Genomic DNA, 19,010 nt, shown 5'->3' with positions numbered 1-19,010 from the left:
CATGAAATTTGAAGATCATAAAACCCTGAGTTTTACCAACTGGTGCGTAGAGAATAGGACTACTATTTACATCTTTACGGTTATCATCACGCTGGCAGGCTTCGTGGTATACAACAACCTGCCCAAAGAGCAGTTTCCGGATATCAAAATACCGCAGATTTATATCAACACGGTCTATTTTGGTACCGCTCCCGCCGATGTGGAGAACACGATTAACAAGCCCATTGAAAAACAGCTAAAATCCATCAATGGGGTAAAACATATCAAATCAAACGCTTTGCAGGATGTTTCAGTAATTCTGGTGGAATTTACACCGGATGTTGAAGTTTCGGATGCCTTACAGCGTGTGCGTGATGCGATTGATAAGGCCAAACAGGATTTGCCGCAGGAACTGGATTCTGGTCCGACGGCGCAGGATGTGAACTTTTCGGAGTTCCCGATTATGAACATCAACCTGGCAGGAAATTATTCGCTGAAACAACTAAAAGAATACGCGGAAGATTTGCAGGATGCGATTGAAGCCATGCCGGAAATCAGCCGGGTAGATATTGTTGGTGCGCTGAACCGTGAAATCCAGATTAACCTGGATCTGCCGCGTATGCAATCCACCGGTTTGACTTTTGCGGATATTCAAACTGCCGTTCAAAGTGAAAATATTAACGTTTCTGGTGGTGATTTAAAAGTTGGAAATATGCGCCGGACGCTGCGCGTGAAAGGTGAATTCCTTGACATGACCCAGCTTGCAAACCTGCGTATACGTACAGGAACGGGTGCGGTGGTACGTCTGGGCGATATTGCCGAAGTGACGGACAGCTTTGAAGAACAGCTTGATTTTGCCCGTCTGGACAACAAATCGGTAATCACGCTGAACGTTATCAAAAGAGCGGGTTCAAACCTGGTAAAAGCGGCTGATGATATTGAAGTGATTATTGATAAAATGAAGGAATCCGAATTGCCGCAGGGACTGGATATCCGCATCACAGCCGATCAGTCGGAACGTACACGGGCGGATTTGCATGAGCTGATCAATACCGTTATTATCGGTTTCATCTTCGTGGTTTTGGTACTGATGTTTTTCATGGGTATCCGTGACGCGATTTTTATCGGACTTTCCGTACCGCTTTCTGCGCTTGTTGCCTTTGTATTGATGCCGGTTTTAGGACCAGTGATTGGTACTTCATTTACCTTGAATACGATCGTACTTTTTGCCTTCCTGCTCGGGATTGGTCTGGTGGTGGATGATGCAATTGTGGTAATTGAAAATACCCACCGTTTGTTCAACAACCATAAGGACTGGACGATTCAGCAGGCGGTAAAAGCCGCTGCGGGAGAAGTTTTCGTGCCGGTACTTTCCGGTACCTTGACGACGATCGCACCGTTTTTTCCGCTTCTTTTCTGGCCGGGCATTGTCGGGGATTTCATGAAATTTCTGCCGCTGACGCTGATTTTGACGCTGATGTCGTCCCTTTTTGTGGCTTATGTGATCAACCCGGTTTTCGCGGTAACGTTCATGGGCCGTCATGAAGATGAAAAAGAAAAACATGATACAAGCATCAAAGCGATCATGCGTCCGATGTTGATATTGGCTGCGATGGCGCTGGTTGGTTATTTTGTTGACCGCGGTGTGGGTAACTTCTTTGTAATTATCCTCGTGCTTTTCGTTTTCAATCATTACATCCTGACACCGAGAATTCTTGTTCCTTTCCAGGACAAACTCCTTCCGGCACTTAAAAATAATTATAAAAAACTGATCACCTGGCTGATCAAAGGATACCGACCGGTTTTTGCGATTCTTTCGATGGTCGTGCTTTTGATCGCGACGTTTATCATTGTCGGTATTGCCAAACCGGAAGTAACATTCTTCCCGAGCGGTGATCCTGATTATATTTATGTGTACAATAAACTGCCTTCGGGAACGGATGCGCTTACGACGGATTCGGTTACCAAAGTGATCGAAAAACGTGTTTTCTCGGTGTTGAAAACGGAGAAAGCTATGAATATCGTGAACTCGGTTATTTCCAATGTTGGTAAAAATGCCGGTGATCCAAACAACCCGGACCGTGCCGCTACGCCGCATAAATCCAAAGTGACGGTGGCGTTTGTCAAAAGTGAATCCCGCGATGGCCGCTCGACGCAGGAATTGCTGACCAAAGTACGTGATGCAGTAGCCGGAATTCCCGGGACTGAAATTTCCGTTGAACGTGAAAGTACCGGCCCTCCTACCGGAAAGCCGATTTCGATTGAAATTTCGGGTGATGATTTTGATGAATTGCAGGTACTGGAAAAAGATCTTTTGAAACGTGTACAAAACTCCGGTATCGCAGGAATTGACCAGTTGAAATCCGATCTGGTAACGAACAAGCCTGAGATCACGATTGATATTGACCGTGAAAAAGCACAACGTGAAGGTATCAGTTCTTCACAGATCGCGCTGTCGATCCGTACCGCACTTTTCGGTCTGGAAGTCTCCAAATTCCGTGATGCAAAAGATGAATATCCGATCATGGTCCGTTTGAAAAAAGACGACCGTCAGCAGATTGAAAAACTGTTGAGTCTGAACATTGTATACCGTGATATGAATTCCGGCGGCGCGCTTCGTCAGGTTCCGATCACGTCCGTTGCCAACATTTCTTATTCGACAACATTCAGTCAGATTAACCGGAAAGATCAGCAACGGATTGTGACGCTGAGCTCCGATGTTTTACCGGGATATAATGCCAACGAGGTCGTGGCCCAGATTCAGGAACTGGTGAATGACGTGAAAGTGCCAAGCGGTTATACCGTAAAAATGGGTGGTGAGCAGGAAGATCAGGCTGAATCCATGAACTTCCTGACCGGCGCATTTGGTGCAGCGATCCTGCTGATTTACCTGATCCTGGCTACGCAGTTTAACTCGGTTGTGAAACCGCTGATCATCTTCTTTACCATCGTGCTTTCGCTGATCGGAGTATTGCTAGGTTTTGTGATTTTTGACAAAACATTCTCCGTGATCATGTCCGGTGTTGGTATCATTGCACTGGCCGGTATTGTGGTGAAAAACGGGATTTTGCTCATTGAATTTATTGATGAACTTCGCGGACGCGGTTACCCGCTGCGCAATGCAATTATCGAAGGCGGCGCGATCCGTCTGACGCCAGTATTGCTGACGGCTTCGGCGGCGGTACTCGGTCTGATTCCGCTTGCATTCGGTATTACGCTGGATTTTGTGGCCCTGTTCAGAGATTTTGCCCCTAATATTACGACAGGCGGAGCGAGTTCCGTATTCTGGAATATCCTCGCCTGGACGATCATCATGGGACTTACCTTCTCAACCATCCTGACGCTTCTGCTCGTGCCGTGTATGTATTACGTCAACGAAAGAGTACGCGACAAATGGTTCCGTAAAGGCAAACAGGAAGTCATCAATCCAAACTGGCAGAACGAGAGTATATAAATTCGTTTGTTTGTTTAAACGCAGAGTTAGGGAGTTTTGCGCAGAGTTTCACAGAGATTATTTAAAAAATAAAAACTCTGCGTAACTCTGCGCAAAACTCTTTTAACTCTGCGTTTTTTTTAATTATTTGCAGCCTTGGAAAATTACGGGATGTGGCGCAGCTCGGTAGCGTGCTTGCATGGGGTGCAAGAGGTCGCAGGTTCAAATCCTGTCATCCCGACAATATAAGAAAATACTCACGAATCATGTTACAAGTATTTTTCTTGTATAGATTATCGAAAATTAACTTTTAATCTCGCCTTTTAGCCTACAAGTATCATGGATTTTTGATCGAAGCATAAAGTAGTTCAATGAAAATAACTTGCATCTCTCAGAAATAAAATAACATATGTCATATAAGTTACGTCGGAGACGGTCTCGACTACCGTTATTATTAAGTGATATCAAAACTTGAACTGTCATAACGAATTCCGATTGACTCTACAAAGTCCCTCTCTCTATTTCTAATAATTTCTTCTCTTTGGGACAAAAAAACATCTTCATCACCGTTGAGCATTATATCACGTAAATCTGGTGTGAAAAAGATTTTCGCCAGATCTTCTTCACTTGCATCAGTAATTGAAAACACGTTGTTCGGCTCGAACTCACCACTATCAGGTATAACTGTGAAAATCATATTTGAAGGCACTCTTCCCTTGCCCTTATAAACATAAATGTCAGTAACGCTACCCTCCTGTGGTACTTCTTGTCCTAAATACCTATTATAAAGCATAAATAACTGCAAAGCTTTTGCTCTTACTCCTGTGAAATTTATTTTCTCAGGAAATTTAGCGGCCTCAAACTCGTCAGTATTGCTGATTTTATAAATGCCGTCCAAATGTTTGTCTGATGCAAAATCAACAAACAGCTTATATGCCGCCCTTTGTTGTGAAAGCGAATAAATTGTAAAGTAGTTGGAATAGCTTGTAATCCAAAACCATTTTTTTAAACGTTTAATCTGATCTAGGGTCGGTACAGGGTTCAATCGAAAATACTCCGAAATAAAGATAAGTTGCGTTGGATATGGGAGCAACTTAGCATCAAGAACTAACATTTCATATCGCAAAAACTTGATTGCCTTAGATATATGAATAAATGCCCCATCAGTCAGCGTCTCAATGTCTTGTTTAAGTAACTCCTCAATTCTAACATCGAAATAAATACGCCCTTGACTATTAGAAATGCAATTCAAAATTGTATCTCTCTTTAATCCAGAAAAATTGTAAATCGCATGGTTAGCTAAAAAATTCGATATGCGATCACTTAATAAAAAATTTGTATCAACATTATAGGTTAGTGCTGAAAGCATAAAATCTTCCGATATATCCGTACCCGTAGAATTAACACGAGAAAATATCTCTACCGCACTTTTTATATCGCCCCTGTGCATTTCAACATAAGGGATTTCATAATCGGAAAATACTCTACTTATCTCTTTCGCATTATCTATTAATCTGCTACTTTCTTCTTTATTCAGTACTGTTGTCTCAATTTCACGAAGAAAATCTATAAACTCAAAGGTATCAATAATTTTATACAAAGGTATTAAAGCGATTCCTGGCTTATTCCTTCCCTTTAAGTATACAAATTCGCATTCCGATAAATCGTAGTATACAGAAAACTGTTTTAAAAATACTTTATTATGTTCTTCAAACTTATTCGGGTTTTCGAGTGCGCCAAACAGAGTACTCACCCGTTGAAAACCATCTAAGATGTAACTGACCGAATGCGACTTTTTAGTTACTCTATAAGGACCGATAAATTCTTTCGTATCAAATTCAATCTCTGGTTTCCAAAATATTAAACTTCCAATCGGATACCCTTTTGATATACTGTCAAATAGCTCTAAAATTTGATTCGGCTTCCAAGCCCATTCACGTTGAAAAACTGGTATCTTATATGCACCATCATAAATATCCTGTAATAGATTTATTAATCTAGTTTTATCAGGTTTAACTCTAATTATTTTGGACTCGCTTTTATTCATATGATTTTTGCAATATTTAGCAATAATTTTTCCACTTCCGAAACCTCCTCCAAAATTCCGTTAGGTAGATCCAAAGGCACACGGTGATGGCTACATCTATTTTCTAATACTTCACGAAGTCCATCATTCATAAAAAGAGTTGGAATCTGGTTTTTCATACCTTGATCCATGTGTTGACTAAATCTATAAAAGTCCAGATCACGTGGACCTAGACCAAGAATTGTTGCAGAAATGGCGGTATTTACATCTAGCGCTTCAATCAGCATTTCTGACGATAAATAATTTTCTAACTCCCGCTTGTAAAGCATGTGCCAGCGTAGTAAATCCGATTCCTTCCATATCCATTCGGCGCTATTATTTTCATTAAATGTTGAACCCTTGATGTACTCTAATAAAGTCCTCCATTTTTCAAAATTAATTGATTTATCATCATTCCTATCCGAATCAAAAAGCACTAAAACCTTAAACTTAAAAACCTCAGCCAAATCTCCTTCAACAATTGCTTTCAATCGCTTTACCATTTCTCCCGATCCTCCTGCATGATTTTCTATTAGGGTATGCTCGTCCAGAGCCTTCGATATAAGTTTATAAATTTCTTTGCGTTTAGGATGCTTTTTATAATTTTTAACAAGTCCCTTTATAAAGTTCCAATCATTAGTCCCATTCTCCACAAGTACTAATGAACTTGTATTAGTAATTTTTAATGCATCAGCCGGTCTCACCTCATCCGCCTCGACACCAATACAAATAGTTGTTAGATAAAATTTCTGAGCACTGGTAATATAAGCTGATTTCAAAAAAAGTTCTTTTAAATGCCCCCTTATTTGATTACGCATATCTGCCGTCAAAATAGTTTCAGCAAATCTTGTCTCGAAAAATAAGCTTTCACTTGTTGGATCCCCAAAAATTTCATAAAGATTTTCTTCATCCCATAGATATAGATCTTTAAAAAAGTTCAATATCAACGCGAGAATATCTCTTCCCACTAAACTATCATCTATATCAAATACCTTAGGATTAAATTTGAATATCATTCTTTCGACCTCTTTTTTTCTGTTAAAGCCTTCCTCATTTCAACGACTTCGTCCAAATTCTCATTAAAAATACCCTCTGGCCAATCTGACAAAACACCATCTGAATCAATTGTTATCTTCATTAATCGTTGACCAACTTCGGAACTATCCACAAAGTAGATAATAATGTCATCAGATGTAAAACCGAAATCATTACTTATTACCAACCTACGCAATCGAAGAAGAAAATTTTCGGAATGAGTTTCAACAACAAAAGTTTGATTTGACTTTTTAGATGATTTGGCAAATAGCTCGGCAATATCTCCATGAGCCGCTGGATGCAAATGCAATTCTGGCTGTTCGGAAATAACATATGAATCCTCCTCATCAACATGAGCTCGAACAATTAGGGGAAGGACCTGACTCATACCTTGTCCAACATCAACCAAATTTATCAAAGAATCCCCTTTGGATAAAAGAAGCTCTATAAAAGGAACATTTTTATTTTCGACTAGAAGTCTCCAACCGTCAAAATTTTGTTCAAACCAACTACCCACTTTCTCATGTAATGTCGCCTTTACATTCTTGCTTGCACCTAACATCGAGTATGCATATTCACCTTTTGTACCAGTTTGATTATAATTAACTTGACCAGTCAAAGTAAACTGTCTATCAGGGACAACTCTAAATGGTCCTATATAATCGACGATCATTTGCATATCAAACTCAATAAAATTCAAAAGATCCTTTCCATTGGGATCTCTCATAGTAATAGGAATAAATCCCCTAAATTCACAATTGTATATACCACCACCACTATCAACATATCCCTTTATTGGATCATATCGAAGACTAATATCAATTAGAGGACTAACATAAGCCCATTCATATATTATTAATTCGTACTGTTGTAGAGGTTGTAGTATACTAACTGTTAGAATGGATGAGTCTTGGAATTCTAATGAAAAAATGATTGGACTATTGGGATTTCTGTTAAAGACAAGATCCCTAAATTCTCCTCCTAAGAAAACATTATTATTGCTTAATAATAATGGCTCATCAAAATGACCGGATAGAGAATTGCTTAGCAGAGGAAAAAGCTTTGCTATGGAACTTTTTCCTGAACTATTTTTCCCAATCAAAATTGTCAAAGGTTTGAGAGTTAAATGTTGTCTTTCAAAAAAGCCTTTATAATTTTCAAAAGAAAGCGATTTGATCTTCATTTAGCGTTAGAATCTTTGCCGCTGGCGTTATACATATCTTCATGCAATATCCATTAAAATTAATGAATGGACAAACGTAGTTAGAGCTCACGGCAGACATTACTAAAATGTCATCTTTAAATTTTCATCATCTTTGCAAAAAAATGTCCTGCTTCACGAATAACAGTGCACTTAGGGTTAATTTTTTATTTTAACACCTAAACAAAAAAGGTCCGCGAATCCTAGCAGACCTCAAAAATCCAAAACCCAACCTCGTTACTCCTTCAACAACCAAACATCCGAAATCTTCAAATTCTTCAGTCAGTTCAAATCAGATTCTTCCGGTCCATCAAACGTCACAGAAATTTTACCGTCTTGTGTGAGGGATTATGGGACGATCCATTCTTTGAAAGAATCCTCTTCCTTGTTATACATCATCGCAGAAAATCCTACCAATCAACAAAACAAATCCCCAACCCCACGGTATTCTGTGCATGTTTGTAATCGATCAGCGTTTCGCCGTATCCGCTGGACATTTGAATGTGACCTTTTAAGTGGTTGCGGATCTGGAATATCCAGTTTAGTTGCGCGCTGCCGCGGTTGAGCCGGTTGAAGGGATGTGTCGCTACGTGGTAAATCTGGTGTCTTGGGCGGCCGTAAACTACCGTCACTTCTCTTCTTCCGATATAATTCATGATCTGAGGATTTTCATCATCTTCATCTTTTAACCTTATCCATGGGCGCAGGGTGATCTGCCAGTTTTTTCGCTCCATACTGGTATGAAACATGATCCGGTTCCAGCTTCAGGAATTTGGAAGTTCCCTGCCGTTTGACTGATGATTGAAAGCAACGCCGAGCGTCCGGCCTTCAAAACCCAGAAATTTGTAACGTATCGGGAAATTCAGGATTAATTCAGGTTCGTAATTCAGCTCACGAAAGGGTCTGGAAACGCCGGTATTATAAATCTGCCAATGCGCTTTTTGCGTATAACCGGCCCACAAATCTCCTTTCCCCCAGAAAATCTTTTGCAGCAATTTCACCTTAAAACTGATATGAAACCGGCTTCATATTTATTATAATTCGTTGCCGTGGGAACACTATACGCAGGATTTTCACTATACGGCTGCCGGTTAGGATTGCTCGACCAACGGCCCAGAGAAAAATAAAAGGGTTTATAGGAAGTAAGCAGAAATGTGCCTTTGCGCGTCGAGTCCGCCAGTTCCCAACGTTCGGATATACTCTTAATGCGAACCGACTGGTCAGCGATCGTCTGCGCTTTGCTTTGACAAAAACAAAAAACCAGTAGGAGTAAAAAGTAAATTCTCTTCATGCGCAGTTCCGTTTGTTTAACTTTAAACAAACATAACACATTTCATTTCCTTTAACATATTGCTGGTTAGACAGTTTTGTGTCATACTTTGCAATAAACGTACTATCATGTTTCTTCAACAAACAACCACCCAAAACCCCCAAAATTCCCCCACCAACCCAAATCAAATCCTCCCAAACCCTCGAAACTGTCTAAGTTTCTCCCTTTCGCGGATTAAAGAATTAATCCAACCATTAAACGTACATTAAATCCGATGAAATCGTCAACTATTTCCCCACAAAAAAACCTAACTTCCCAAAAATTTTTACTCCACCAAAAAGTTGAAAGAAGATGCCTAAAATCACAGTAGAAGACGGAACCGAGATTTTTTATAAGGATTGGGGAACAGGACAACCGATTGTTTTTCATCACGGGTGGCCGTTGTCAGGGGATGATTGGGACGGACAAATGATGTTTTTCCTTAGTCAGGGATACCGGGTTATCGCGCATGACCGCAGAGGACATGGCCGGTCTAGTCAGGTTTCTGAGGGACATAATATGGAAACGTATGCGTCTGATGTTGCTGCGCTTACAAAAGCACTGGATTTGAAAGATGCCATTCACGTTGGCCACTCGACGGGTGGCGGTGAGGCGATTTATTATGCTGCAAAATACGGACAGGGCCGTGTGGCGAAAGTGGTGCTGATCAGTGCGGTAACGCCGCTGATGGTGCAGACGCCGGAAAATCCTGATGGTATCCCGATGTCGGTTTTTGATGAAATTCGTGAGGGAACGGCAACAAAACGTGCGCAGTATTTCCAGGATTTCACCATTCCATTTTACGGATACAACCGCGAAGGTGCGGAAATATCACAGGGAATCCGTGACAACTGGTGGCGTCAGGCGATGATGGGCGGAATTAAAGCGCATTATGAGGGTATCAAAGCCTTTTCAGAAACAGATTTCACAGAAAGTCTTACAAGCGTTGATTTCCCGGTACTGGTTTTACATGGCGAAGACGATCAGATCGTGCCTTTCCCAATTTCTGGTGCCAAGGCTGTCAAACTTTTGAAAAATGGGAAACTGATCTCCTACCCGGATTTCCCTCATGGAATGCCTGCCACCGAGGCAGCAACGATCAATAAAGACCTTTTGGAATTCTTCAAAGCATAATTTTGGTCTTTCGGCAGTCGGCTATCATTATAAATGTCGTTCCCGGCATTAATCTGATAGCCGACAGCTGACAGCGAATTTATTTAATCGCAGCAATAGCCGCAGTATAATCCGGCTCCGTCCCTATTTCCGGCACTTGCTGTTCGTATACAATTTTTCCTTCTGGGTTTACCACAATCACCGCGCGGCTCAGCAAACCTTTCATCGGGCCGTCTGCAATCTGAACGCCATAGGAGGTGCCAAAATCAGTCCTGAAATCAGAGAGCATCACTACGTTGTTGATTCCTTCCGCGCCGCAAAATGCTTTTTGTGCGAATGGCAGATCCTTGGAAATACAAAGCACGGTAGTGTTTTTCAGGCCGGCTGCGTCTTCATTAAATTTCCTTACCGATTTGGAACATACGCCCGTATTTACGCTCGGAAAAATATTCATGATCACATACTTTCCCTTGTAATCAGCCATAGTTTTATCTTTCAGATCAACGCCGGTTAATGTAAAATTTTTCACCTCGGTACCAACCGCTGGCAGTTTCCCTACAGTGTGCACGGTATTACCGCCCAAAGTGATAGCAGTGCCGGTTGTTTGTGCGAAACTGCTGTTTGTAATAAAGATCGCGGTAAGTGCTAAAAAGGAGATTTTAGCAACCAATAATGTTTTTTTAAAGTTTGTCATGCTGATTAATCAAGTAAAAAGTGAATCTTCGAATGTACAAATAAAAACATTAAATCAGCTCACGATGCTAACCGATATCAACCCAAAACTTCCGATGCGTGACAAAGCCGTTACGAAGGATTTTTATTTGAACAAGCTTGGTTTCGAAGCGTTGGGCCAGGCCGACTATGACGGATACCTGATGGTCAGCAAAGACGACATTCAAATTCACTTTTTTGAATTTAAAACACTTGATCCGAAAGAAAATTACGGACAGGTTTATATCCGGACGGATAACATAGACGAATGGTATAAGTTGGCTTTGGACCAAAAAGTAAATATCCCGCAGGCAGGACATTTACAAACAAAACCCTGGGGACAAAAAGAATTTGCAATACTTGATCCGGACAATAATTCGCTGACATTTGGACAAAGTTTATAGAGGCCGCTTATTAAACCAGCCTCTATAAATCAACTCAGAGTATTACGCCTTCATGTAAATTCCGGCCAAGTAATCTTCTACCGTTGTTAATTTACAGCCAAGTATTGCTTCCAGTTTTCCGTTTACTGCATCAAATTCTCCATCGTTTATCGCCTGACTAAATCCAGCTGACATGCCAACGATCTCAGTAGGAACACCTGCATTGGTTAAAGCCGAAGTAAAATCAGCGACCGAAGGGCTCACATACGTAATGGTTTCGCCAACATTTGAAGAAATCGCGGCAGCAATATCAGTCCACGAAACTGTTTCGGAACCTGCCAGTTCAATCGTCTGGTTATCAAATTTTCCGGTTTCATCCAACAAAATTAATGCACCTGCTTCGGCCATGTTTTCTCTTGTCGCAAAAGCCGTTTTCCCTTCGCCGGCAGGTAGAAAAATGGTTTTACTTTGAAGTAAATTTTCTCCGGCAAACATTGGAATAACATCAGCATACAAACCATGCTGTAAAATCGTGTAAGTTACACCCGACGCTTTGAGCACTTTCTCAGTATATAAATGTCCTTCCGCAATAAAAGAAAGTGCCGGATGCCCGTTTTCTGTTTTGTGCTGGAAACTGGTGTAAATGATATGCTTCACCCCAGCCTCTTTTGCCGTATTGATCACATTTTCATGCTGAGTACCACGATTAGCGTCCAGTCCTGAAACCAGATATAATTTGTCTATGCCTGTCAAAGCTTTCGCAAGTGCGGCAGTATCTTCATAATCACCGACTTCCACTTTTACACCTCTTTCCTTAAATCTGTCAGCCTTTGCAGGATCACGAACCAGGATACTAATATTTGAAACGTCTGTTTTTTCCAAAAGGAATTCCGTCACGCTTGCTCCAAGGTGGCCTGTTGCCCCCGTTACCAAAATCTTGCTCATAATTATCTATTTGAATTTTTGCCAATAGTTACTTTTGTATAGTTAAAGGTAAATAGTAACTTAGCGTCAAACAAGAAGGCACGCATAAACCAATAACTTACTTTCAAGTAACTAATGCTGAACGTTAAAAGATTATGATAAAAGAAAATCTGAAAAAATTTGAGTTGATAGATGATTGTCCCGTCAGAAGTGTACTGGATCGTGTAGGAGATAAATGGTCGATTCTTGTAATCTCTATTTTGGGTGAATGCGGAACTTTGCGTTTCAATGAACTTAACGCTGTGATAGGCACGATATCCCAGAAAATGCTGACAGTGACATTAAAAACCCTGGAAGCTGACGGATTAGTTTCTAGGAAAATTTACCCGCAAGTGCCGCCGCGTGTTGAATATTCTTTAACCCCGCTGGGCGAAAGTTTGTTGCCGGCAATGTCACTTCTTATAGACTGGGCACTTAAAAATATGCCCGCGATCAAAGCGTCACGTGAAGAATTTTCACAACGAAAAGTGTTCGTTTAGAAGCTGGCTGAATTAGATTCATTCAAAGATTGGAATCTTTCCGGAGTTGCGTAAACCTGCGGTACGAATTGGCCTCGAAAAGCTGAGACGGGAATTACACCCTTCCCTTCCTTGCCTTGAAGAATCGCCATGGAGCAATGGCTAAAATCATCAGTCCAAGTAAAATTAAAATGCCCTTCCAATACCCCGAAATTCTTTCAAACTTCACGCTTCCGTCTGGCAGAACTTTATAATATAGCCCAAATCGCTGTGTTTCCACCATATCTTCCCGGAAGGGCTGAGCTTCGCTGAACCATTCTTTGGTGACAACCTTTCCGCTTGTGTCGATGTAGGCATATTTATTATCCAGCTGTATCATCGCCAGACCATGTTTAAAGTACGAAGCAGACTGATAAATTATCGGTGTAGTCACTTTTCCGGTTGTATCAATATGCCCGAATTTACCGTTGAGAGAAACTGACGCGCGGTTTTCATCCATGAAACGGCCGGCATAATCATATAAAAACGGAATAACGGTTTCCCCTTTTTTATTGATACAACCCCATTTCCCGTTCTTTTTCACCCAATAACGCCCCAGAGAAGGCTTTTGCGTATCCTCATAAATAAAAGGAATCACGACCTCGCCGGTTTTTGAACTGATATACCCAAATTTATCTCCATACCGGACACGTGCCAAACCTCTTCCGGAATGTTTATAAATCAGGTCAATATCATCCAGCGCAACCGGGACACGCAGGATCAGATTTTTATCAACAACGCCATATTTTCCTTTGTAGTAAAAGCGGAACGGCTCTTTGGCTTTCTTAATATCGGCCTCTATAAATTTTCCGAAATTCCAATTGAGCGTTGTCAGATTGTCATTCACATACCAGATAAAATCTTCCTGGCAGTCGTGGTAGGCTATGTAAGCCGCCTTCGCCTTATTGATCAAAAAATCATTGGGAAATAACTCAACCGGGACTTTATATATTTCCTTGCCGAGGGTATCCAGATAGGAAAGACCCATTTGTTTACCTTTTGGATAAATCACATAAGTGATGCCATTCTGAAACTCACCTGCTCCGCGATAAACCGCCGGAATAATAATTTTCCCGTTTTTATTGAGATATCCGTGCATACCCAACGCACCTTTATGATTTTCAAAGGTGACAAATTCAGCCAGGCCGTTAGAGAATTTACCAATATCCCGATAAGCAGGCGTAAGTTTTTTGCCATTTTTATCAACCAGAAAACTGCTGTAAGTGTCGTTTGTTTTGTTGATGGTTTTAACAACGTAAATGTCTCTGTAAGCCTGATGTTCATTGTATTTTTCAAGCCAGCCCGGCTTCTGAGCCATCGCCAGGTTTAACCCTGAACAAATTGAAAGAATAGTAAAAATTATATTGAATGATTTATTATAAAAAATCATAACGTCCGATTTTGTGAGGTTTGGTGAATACATCCTGGAACATCAGGCTCCCATTGCGTAGCTGTCTTCACCGGCATTTTTGTTGAACAATTCAGCACTTACATTGTCATGAGTTACTGCATAAACCAATACGGATTTTACAAAATCGTTTAAGGTAATATCATGTTGTGCTGCCAATGTAGCCACTTTTTTATGTAAAGTTGAGGGAACACGAACGTTAAAAACTCCCTTGTATGTCTTCTCTGGAGATTTATTTAGTTCCTTACATGTTTCCAGATAATCTTCTACCGCTTCCTGAAAAGCCTGTTTAAGTTCTGCTACCGATGTTCCCTCAAAAGTGATAAGGTCATTCAGGCCAATAATCTTGCCAAAGAACACCTCATCCTCAGAACTGTAACTTATTGATGCCGTGTAGCCATTGTATGTCAGAGAATTAATCATGTTTGATCTTGCCATTTTGATTTAGAAAAACGATGATCTGCTCAATCACATAAGCTTTCACAATCGGCTTTGGATGTGGCTTATGTAAAGAGACAACCAGCTTATTTGCATCTATAAATTTTCTCCGGGACCCATAAAATTTGTAACTGCAATTTAGTTACAAAGTTAGGCAATTAATTATCTTTATCGGATGTATTGAATAATTTTACAGTAGCAAACAGCTCTTACTTTTCTTTCAGCCACTTTACCAGATCATTGATTTCCTGCTCATTGATTGAATGCTGCATACCCTGGTAAGTATGTAAAATGGCTGGTATTTGCTTTTCTTTTAAAATGGAAACAGCTTCGGTGGCATAATGATAGAGCACTTTTTCGTCAGCTGTTCCGTGGCCAATGAATATTTTTAAATTTTTGAAAGCGCTTGATGGTTTAATATTCGGTCTCAGCGATTCGAATATTCTGCCGCTTAAAGGCGCAATTCCGCTTAACAATTCAGGCGATGTCAATCCTACTTCAAAACTCATCATTGCGCCCTGGCTAAAACCGATCAGAAAAACACGCGAAGGATCAGCTTTAAATTTTTTCACTGCCCCTTTCACAAAAGCCTTAATCAGATCTGAATTTGTTTTAAGATCTTTCAGAATGCCTCCTTTCACACCTTTAATCGTCTCACTTCTAAACCACTGATATGCATTCGGTGCGAGTGTCATGGGCGCTCTCACGGAAGTTATCAGAAAATTATCGGGGAGCATATTCCGCAATTCAAACAAATCCGCTTCATTGCTGCCATATCCGTGCAGCAAAATAATCAATCCGGGTTTTGCGGTTTTTGTTTTCGGCTGGCTGACCAGATAAGACAGAGGCAAATCTTTTTGTAATGTAAACTGTGCAAATACCGGAAGTGAAAAGAAGCAGATGGCAAAGACAGAAAATAATTTATTCATCAGGTGAAATTGAAATATAATTTAAATCGGGCAGCAATATTGGAATTTCGTAAATATAACAGACGGTAAGCAAATCAGTCTGACCATTTAAAAATTGGAATGAATGGATTTTTCAATAATTAGACATATCAACCAATAAATATTAGTTTAAGAATATACTTCCAAAGTTTTAGATACCAGATTTAACAGGATACAAAAAGTTGATTACATTTAATAAAATAACTTAAAATGTTTCCTAGACCAAATTTTATACATGAAGATTAAATTCTTAATAACAGCATCACTGTCACTGCTATTCTCGCAGGCTTTTGCTCAAAAACCACTTCCGCGTATCGGAATAACGGGATTGGCCATTGAGTCCAGTACGTTTTCCCCCGCACGTACGCATGAAGAAGCTTTTCATGCCAAATATGGCGCTGAGATTTTTACTTCCTACCCGTTTTTCTCGCCGGATTCAACCATTCCAAAACGCGCAAACTGGCTTCCGGCTATGGTTGGTCGCTCGCTTCCGGGTGGAACGGTTACGAAAGAAGCTTACGAATCGATGGTTAAACAGGCTCTGGATTTGTTGAAAAAGAATCTGCCTTATGACGGTTTGTTTTATGATATCCATGGTGCCATGAGTGTGGTCGGCATGGATGATCCGGAAGGAGATTTTCTGATTCGAATTCGTGAAGTGGTTGGCAAAAAAACATTGATTTCCACCTCCATGGATTTGCACGGAAATGTGTCGTGGCGACTGGCGAAAAATACGGATATAATCACGTGTTACCGTATGGCGCCGCATGAAGACGCGATGGCAACAAAAAGACGCGCAGTCAATAATTTACTGACCCGACTTGAAACCGGGAAAGGAAAACCTGCATACAAAGCCTGGATCCCCGTTCCAATCCTACTGCCTGGTGAAAAAACAAGTACGAGAATCGAACCGGGAAAAACTTTGTATGCCGCAGTTTCTCCGGCTTCCTTGCAAAAAGGAATTGTTGATGCTGCGATTTGGATCGGGTATGCCTGGGCCGACGAGCCGCGAAACCATGCCGTTGTAATGGTGACTGGTGATGATAAAAATCTGGTTACAAAAACTGCGGAAGATCTGGCTGAAAAGTTTTGGAAAGTGCGGAAAGAATTTGAGTTTGTCGCACCAACCGCATCCTTAAAAGAAGCGCTCGACAAAGCAGTTAAAAGCCAGAAACATCCATTTTTTATCAGCGATTCAGGCGACAACCCGACTGCGGGCGGAGCGGGTGATGTAACGTGGACATTAACCGAGATACTGGCGCGTCCGGAATTCAAATCAGAAGATGGACCTTCGCTGATTTATGCTTCCATTCCCGGACCTGAATTTGTAAAAGCTGCCATCGCGGCTGGTGTTGGTGGAAAAGTAGATGCCCTGGCAGGTGCTGCTGTTGACGCACGTTTCGCTCCTCCGGTTCGTCTGGCCGGAACTGTGGAATCGATTGAATATGGAGATAGAAATGCGGAAACAGAAGTTGTCGTAAAAGTCGGCAGCGTGCATGTGATCGTTACGCAAAAACGCAAACCTTATCATAAAGAAGCTGATTTTACCAGACTTGGTCTTAACCCCCGCAAATCTGATATCGTGGTTGTAAAAATCGGTTACCTCGAACCTGAACTTTACAACATGCGCGCTGACTGGTTATTGGCTTTAACACCGGGCGGCGTAGATCAGGATTTGGAAAGACTGGGTTACAAGAGAATTAAACACCCGATGTTTCCGCTGGACAAAAACATGAAAGATCCTGATCTGAAAGCACAACTTGTGCCATTGTCGGATAAGTAGCAATGATATAGAAGATTATCAGTGCCTGACGGAGGATAGATTTTTACAAATTTTGTAAAAATCTATCCTCCGTTTTTTCTGCACGACCCTGAATTTTAGATTGTCTAAACACCCTAAGACCGTTTCTTTAACTTAAAAATTATACTTTTCTCATATGCATCTTCGAATTTTTTATCTGAAATACCGTTAATGGTATAGTACTTTTGCAAAAAAAAGCGAAACGTAAACCCGGATCTTTATTACTGCTCATCAAAAACAGATTGACTTCCGAAGCATGCATATTTTAATCACAAGAGTAGATGCCATCGGCGATGTTGTGTTAACCCTTCCTTTGTGCGGTTATTTAAAACAGATCAGGCCGGAGACTCGTATTACTATTTTAGCGAGAAACTATACAAAAGCAGTAATCGATGCCAGTGACTCTGTTGATGGATTTATTGATTATGACGCAATTTTTGCATTACCGGAAAAGGATCAAATAGCACAAATCAAACAACACAAATTTGACGCAATTCTCCATTTAATTACACAAAAGGATATAAGCAACCTGGCGCGGAAGGCAGAAATCCCGATCAGGATTGGAACGATCAGCCGCCCATACCACTGGCGCGACTGCAACCGACTGATCTGGCTGCGCCGGAAAGTTTCGGATGAACATGAGGCTGTTCTGCATTTTCGCTTGCTAAAACCTTTGGGAATAAAAGAAGTGCCTGATGAATTGTGGCGTTATTATCAGATGAACAAGCTTGCGACGTTGCCGGCTGAATTTTCTGATCTGCTCATTACGGACAAATTCACCATTATTCTGCATCCTAAATCCAATAAAAATGCCTTGGAATGGGATCTGCAACGGTTTTCGGAATTGATTGATTTATTGGATAAAAACCGTTATCAGATTTTTATAACCGGTTCTAAAAAGGAACAGGAAGAACTGAAACCCTGGATTGATACATTACCGCGGCATGTGATCGACCTAACCGGCCAATTACCGCTCGATCAGCTGATCACTTTCATAAAACATACGGATGGCCTGCTCGCAGCCAGCACCGGACCATTACATCTGGCGGCAGCTCTGGGCATAAATACTTTAGGACTATATCCCAATTTCAGACCGAAACATGGCGGAAGATGGGGCCCAATCGGGCCGAAAGCGAATTATATTGAAACACAGACTGAAAGTCTGGACAGTATTTCTGCAAAGGAGGTTTTTGATAAAATTAAGGTTTGGGGGAAAGGAGCCAAATATATGGGGCCTAATGTATAGACCCCATATATTCACGTACTAATTCAGCTTTTCTAAAACGACCTTATCTTTATAAACGATAAAATGCCTGTAATCCGAACCAACTATTTGCCAATTTGTAAAATAGAACCCTGCATCAGGCAATGAATCCTTTTCATTAAAAAATACCCTAACATAAATACTGCCTTCCGGTATTTTTACATCTCTGTTGATATTAAAATTTATCGTATCAGCTTTTCCAGGAAGAACATTTTCGAAAATCCACGATTTTTCATTCTTTAAGACAGGGCGATCACCGCCCCAAACTATTATCTTATGAATCGTTGTATCTGCCCTGTTAGATATAACGATTTGATCATCAAACTTTTCTTTGCCAAACTTATCCTCGGAGCAGGATAAACAAATAAACATAATTAGAGGCAGAATGATTACTTTCATTTTATCGTTTGTAAGGTCAATTATCATAAAAATAAGTATTTGT

Annotated in this window: 16 protein-coding genes, 1 tRNA gene and 1 pseudogene; 7 read left to right on the top strand and 11 right to left on the bottom strand. The window is 40.8% G+C overall.

What is annotated here, in order from left to right; all coding sequences use genetic code 11:
• The first annotated feature begins 1 nt into the window (after position 1).
• Positions 2-3,433 (top strand): efflux RND transporter permease subunit, encoded by a 3,432-nt coding sequence (locus L0657_RS19255; protein ID WP_235152381.1) that lies wholly within the window; start codon positions 2-4, stop codon positions 3,431-3,433.
• Between the two features lie 146 nt (positions 3,434-3,579).
• A tRNA-Pro gene (locus L0657_RS19250) sits at positions 3,580-3,653 on the top strand.
• A gap of 213 nt (positions 3,654-3,866) precedes the next feature.
• Here the strand turns inward: L0657_RS19250 and L0657_RS19245 are convergent.
• The 5 genes and pseudogenes from L0657_RS19245 to L0657_RS27915 all read right to left on the bottom strand — a co-directional run bounded on the left by L0657_RS19245 (position 3,867) and on the right by L0657_RS27915 (position 9,004).
• On the bottom strand, positions 3,867-5,459 hold the full coding sequence (locus tag L0657_RS19245; protein ID WP_235152380.1) for a DUF262 domain-containing protein: 1,593 nt from the start codon (positions 5,457-5,459) through the stop codon (positions 3,867-3,869).
• Positions 5,456-6,493 carry a hypothetical protein gene (locus L0657_RS19240; RefSeq protein ID WP_235152379.1) on the bottom strand — a complete coding sequence of 346 codons (1,038 nt, stop codon included), beginning with the start codon at positions 6,491-6,493 and terminating at the stop codon, positions 5,456-5,458. Before L0657_RS19240 ends, L0657_RS19245 begins: the two co-directional genes overlap by 4 nt.
• Positions 6,490-7,695: a DUF3696 domain-containing protein gene (locus L0657_RS19235; RefSeq protein WP_235152378.1), complete on the bottom strand. Its 1,206-nt coding sequence runs from the start codon at positions 7,693-7,695 to the stop codon at positions 6,490-6,492. Before L0657_RS19235 ends, L0657_RS19240 begins: the two co-directional genes overlap by 4 nt.
• A gap of 428 nt (positions 7,696-8,123) precedes the next feature.
• Positions 8,124-8,714, bottom strand: a pseudogene (locus L0657_RS27920) (phospholipase A).
• Complete coding sequence (locus L0657_RS27915; RefSeq protein WP_255717918.1) at positions 8,711-9,004, bottom strand: phospholipase A; 294 nt, start codon at positions 9,002-9,004, stop codon at positions 8,711-8,713. Before L0657_RS27915 ends, L0657_RS27920 begins: the two are co-directional and overlap by 4 nt.
• A 330-nt stretch (positions 9,005-9,334) precedes the next feature.
• On the opposite strand from L0657_RS27915, the gene L0657_RS19225 reads away from it, so the two are divergent.
• Positions 9,335-10,156 carry an alpha/beta fold hydrolase gene (locus L0657_RS19225; RefSeq protein ID WP_235152377.1) on the top strand — a complete coding sequence of 274 codons (822 nt, stop codon included), beginning with the start codon at positions 9,335-9,337 and terminating at the stop codon, positions 10,154-10,156.
• 79 nt (positions 10,157-10,235) lie between these two features.
• Here the strand turns inward: L0657_RS19225 and tpx are convergent, their stop codons facing one another.
• Entirely contained in the window at positions 10,236-10,829 is a 594-nt protein-coding gene (tpx, locus tag L0657_RS19220; RefSeq protein WP_235152376.1) for a thiol peroxidase, read from the bottom strand.
• On the opposite strand from tpx, the gene L0657_RS19215 reads away from it, so the two are divergent.
• Positions 10,828-11,250, top strand: a complete 423-nt coding sequence (locus L0657_RS19215) for a VOC family protein (RefSeq protein ID WP_235152375.1) — start codon at positions 10,828-10,830, stop codon at positions 11,248-11,250. The genes tpx and L0657_RS19215 overlap by 2 nt on opposite strands.
• Before the next feature lie 42 nt (positions 11,251-11,292).
• Here L0657_RS19215 and L0657_RS19210 read toward each other — a convergent pair whose 3' ends face one another.
• Positions 11,293-12,174: an SDR family oxidoreductase gene (locus L0657_RS19210; protein WP_235152374.1), complete on the bottom strand. Its 882-nt coding sequence runs from the start codon at positions 12,172-12,174 to the stop codon at positions 11,293-11,295.
• A 134-nt stretch (positions 12,175-12,308) separates the two neighbouring features.
• Between L0657_RS19210 and L0657_RS19205 the strand changes: the two genes are divergently transcribed.
• A complete protein-coding gene (locus L0657_RS19205) occupies positions 12,309-12,692 on the top strand; it encodes a helix-turn-helix domain-containing protein (RefSeq protein WP_235152373.1) in 384 nt (127 codons plus the stop codon).
• A 94-nt stretch (positions 12,693-12,786) separates the two neighbouring features.
• On the opposite strand, the gene L0657_RS19200 is transcribed toward L0657_RS19205, so the two are convergent.
• The 3 genes from L0657_RS19200 to L0657_RS19190 form a co-directional block, all read right to left on the bottom strand.
• Complete coding sequence (locus L0657_RS19200; protein WP_235152372.1) at positions 12,787-14,100, bottom strand: WG repeat-containing protein; 1,314 nt, start codon at positions 14,098-14,100, stop codon at positions 12,787-12,789.
• A 42-nt stretch (positions 14,101-14,142) separates the two neighbouring features.
• Positions 14,143-14,556, bottom strand: a complete 414-nt coding sequence (locus tag L0657_RS19195) for a type II toxin-antitoxin system HicB family antitoxin (protein WP_235152371.1) — start codon at positions 14,554-14,556, stop codon at positions 14,143-14,145.
• Between the two features lie 209 nt (positions 14,557-14,765).
• Positions 14,766-15,485 carry an alpha/beta hydrolase gene (locus L0657_RS19190; RefSeq protein WP_235152370.1) on the bottom strand — a complete coding sequence of 240 codons (720 nt, stop codon included), beginning with the start codon at positions 15,483-15,485 and terminating at the stop codon, positions 14,766-14,768.
• 253 nt (positions 15,486-15,738) lie between these two features.
• Here L0657_RS19190 and L0657_RS19185 point away from each other — a divergent pair, with 253 nt between their 5' ends.
• Positions 15,739-17,286 (top strand): M81 family metallopeptidase, encoded by a 1,548-nt coding sequence (locus tag L0657_RS19185; RefSeq protein ID WP_235152369.1) that lies wholly within the window; start codon positions 15,739-15,741, stop codon positions 17,284-17,286.
• 274 nt (positions 17,287-17,560) lie between these two features.
• Positions 17,561-18,550 carry a glycosyltransferase family 9 protein gene (locus tag L0657_RS19180; protein ID WP_235152368.1) on the top strand — a complete coding sequence of 330 codons (990 nt, stop codon included), beginning with the start codon at positions 17,561-17,563 and terminating at the stop codon, positions 18,548-18,550.
• 18 nt (positions 18,551-18,568) lie between these two features.
• Here the strand turns inward: L0657_RS19180 and L0657_RS19175 are convergent, their stop codons facing one another.
• The gene (locus L0657_RS19175) at positions 18,569-18,967 is read right to left on the bottom strand and encodes a hypothetical protein (protein WP_235152367.1); all 399 of its coding nucleotides are present in this window, start codon (positions 18,965-18,967) and stop codon (positions 18,569-18,571) included.
• Positions 18,968-19,010 lie beyond the last annotated feature (43 nt).

The organism is Dyadobacter sp. CY345, assembly GCF_021502725.1.
Lineage (GTDB): Bacteria > Bacteroidota > Bacteroidia > Cytophagales > Spirosomataceae > Dyadobacter.
This window is presented reverse-complemented; position numbering and strand designations above follow the sequence as displayed.

Bases quoted from the DNA above. Each gene is read 5' to 3' on its own strand.
- L0657_RS27915 (WP_255717918.1), bottom strand. From the start codon at position 9,004: ATGAAGAGAATTTACTTTTTACTCCTACTGGTTTTTTGTTTTTGTCAA.
- L0657_RS19225 (WP_235152377.1), top strand. From the start codon at position 9,335: ATGCCTAAAATCACAGTAGAAGACGGAACCGAGATTTTTTATAAGGAT.
- L0657_RS19195 (WP_235152371.1), bottom strand. From the start codon at position 14,556: ATGGCAAGATCAAACATGATTAATTCTCTGACATACAATGGCTACACG.
- L0657_RS19185 (WP_235152369.1), top strand. From the start codon at position 15,739: ATGAAGATTAAATTCTTAATAACAGCATCACTGTCACTGCTATTCTCG.
- tpx (WP_235152376.1), bottom strand. From the start codon at position 10,829: ATGACAAACTTTAAAAAAACATTATTGGTTGCTAAAATCTCCTTTTTA.
- L0657_RS19245 (WP_235152380.1), bottom strand. From the start codon at position 5,459: ATGAATAAAAGCGAGTCCAAAATAATTAGAGTTAAACCTGATAAAACT.
- L0657_RS19235 (WP_235152378.1), bottom strand. From the start codon at position 7,695: ATGAAGATCAAATCGCTTTCTTTTGAAAATTATAAAGGCTTTTTTGAA.
- L0657_RS19200 (WP_235152372.1), bottom strand. From the start codon at position 14,100: ATGATTTTTTATAATAAATCATTCAATATAATTTTTACTATTCTTTCA.
- L0657_RS19190 (WP_235152370.1), bottom strand. From the start codon at position 15,485: ATGAATAAATTATTTTCTGTCTTTGCCATCTGCTTCTTTTCACTTCCG.
- L0657_RS19210 (WP_235152374.1), bottom strand. From the start codon at position 12,174: ATGAGCAAGATTTTGGTAACGGGGGCAACAGGCCACCTTGGAGCAAGC.
- L0657_RS19205 (WP_235152373.1), top strand. From the start codon at position 12,309: ATGATAAAAGAAAATCTGAAAAAATTTGAGTTGATAGATGATTGTCCC.
- L0657_RS19255 (WP_235152381.1), top strand. From the start codon at position 2: ATGAAATTTGAAGATCATAAAACCCTGAGTTTTACCAACTGGTGCGTA.
- L0657_RS19175 (WP_235152367.1), bottom strand. From the start codon at position 18,967: ATGAAAGTAATCATTCTGCCTCTAATTATGTTTATTTGTTTATCCTGC.
- L0657_RS19215 (WP_235152375.1), top strand. From the start codon at position 10,828: ATGCTGATTAATCAAGTAAAAAGTGAATCTTCGAATGTACAAATAAAA.
- L0657_RS19180 (WP_235152368.1), top strand. From the start codon at position 17,561: ATGCATATTTTAATCACAAGAGTAGATGCCATCGGCGATGTTGTGTTA.
- L0657_RS19240 (WP_235152379.1), bottom strand. From the start codon at position 6,493: ATGATATTCAAATTTAATCCTAAGGTATTTGATATAGATGATAGTTTA.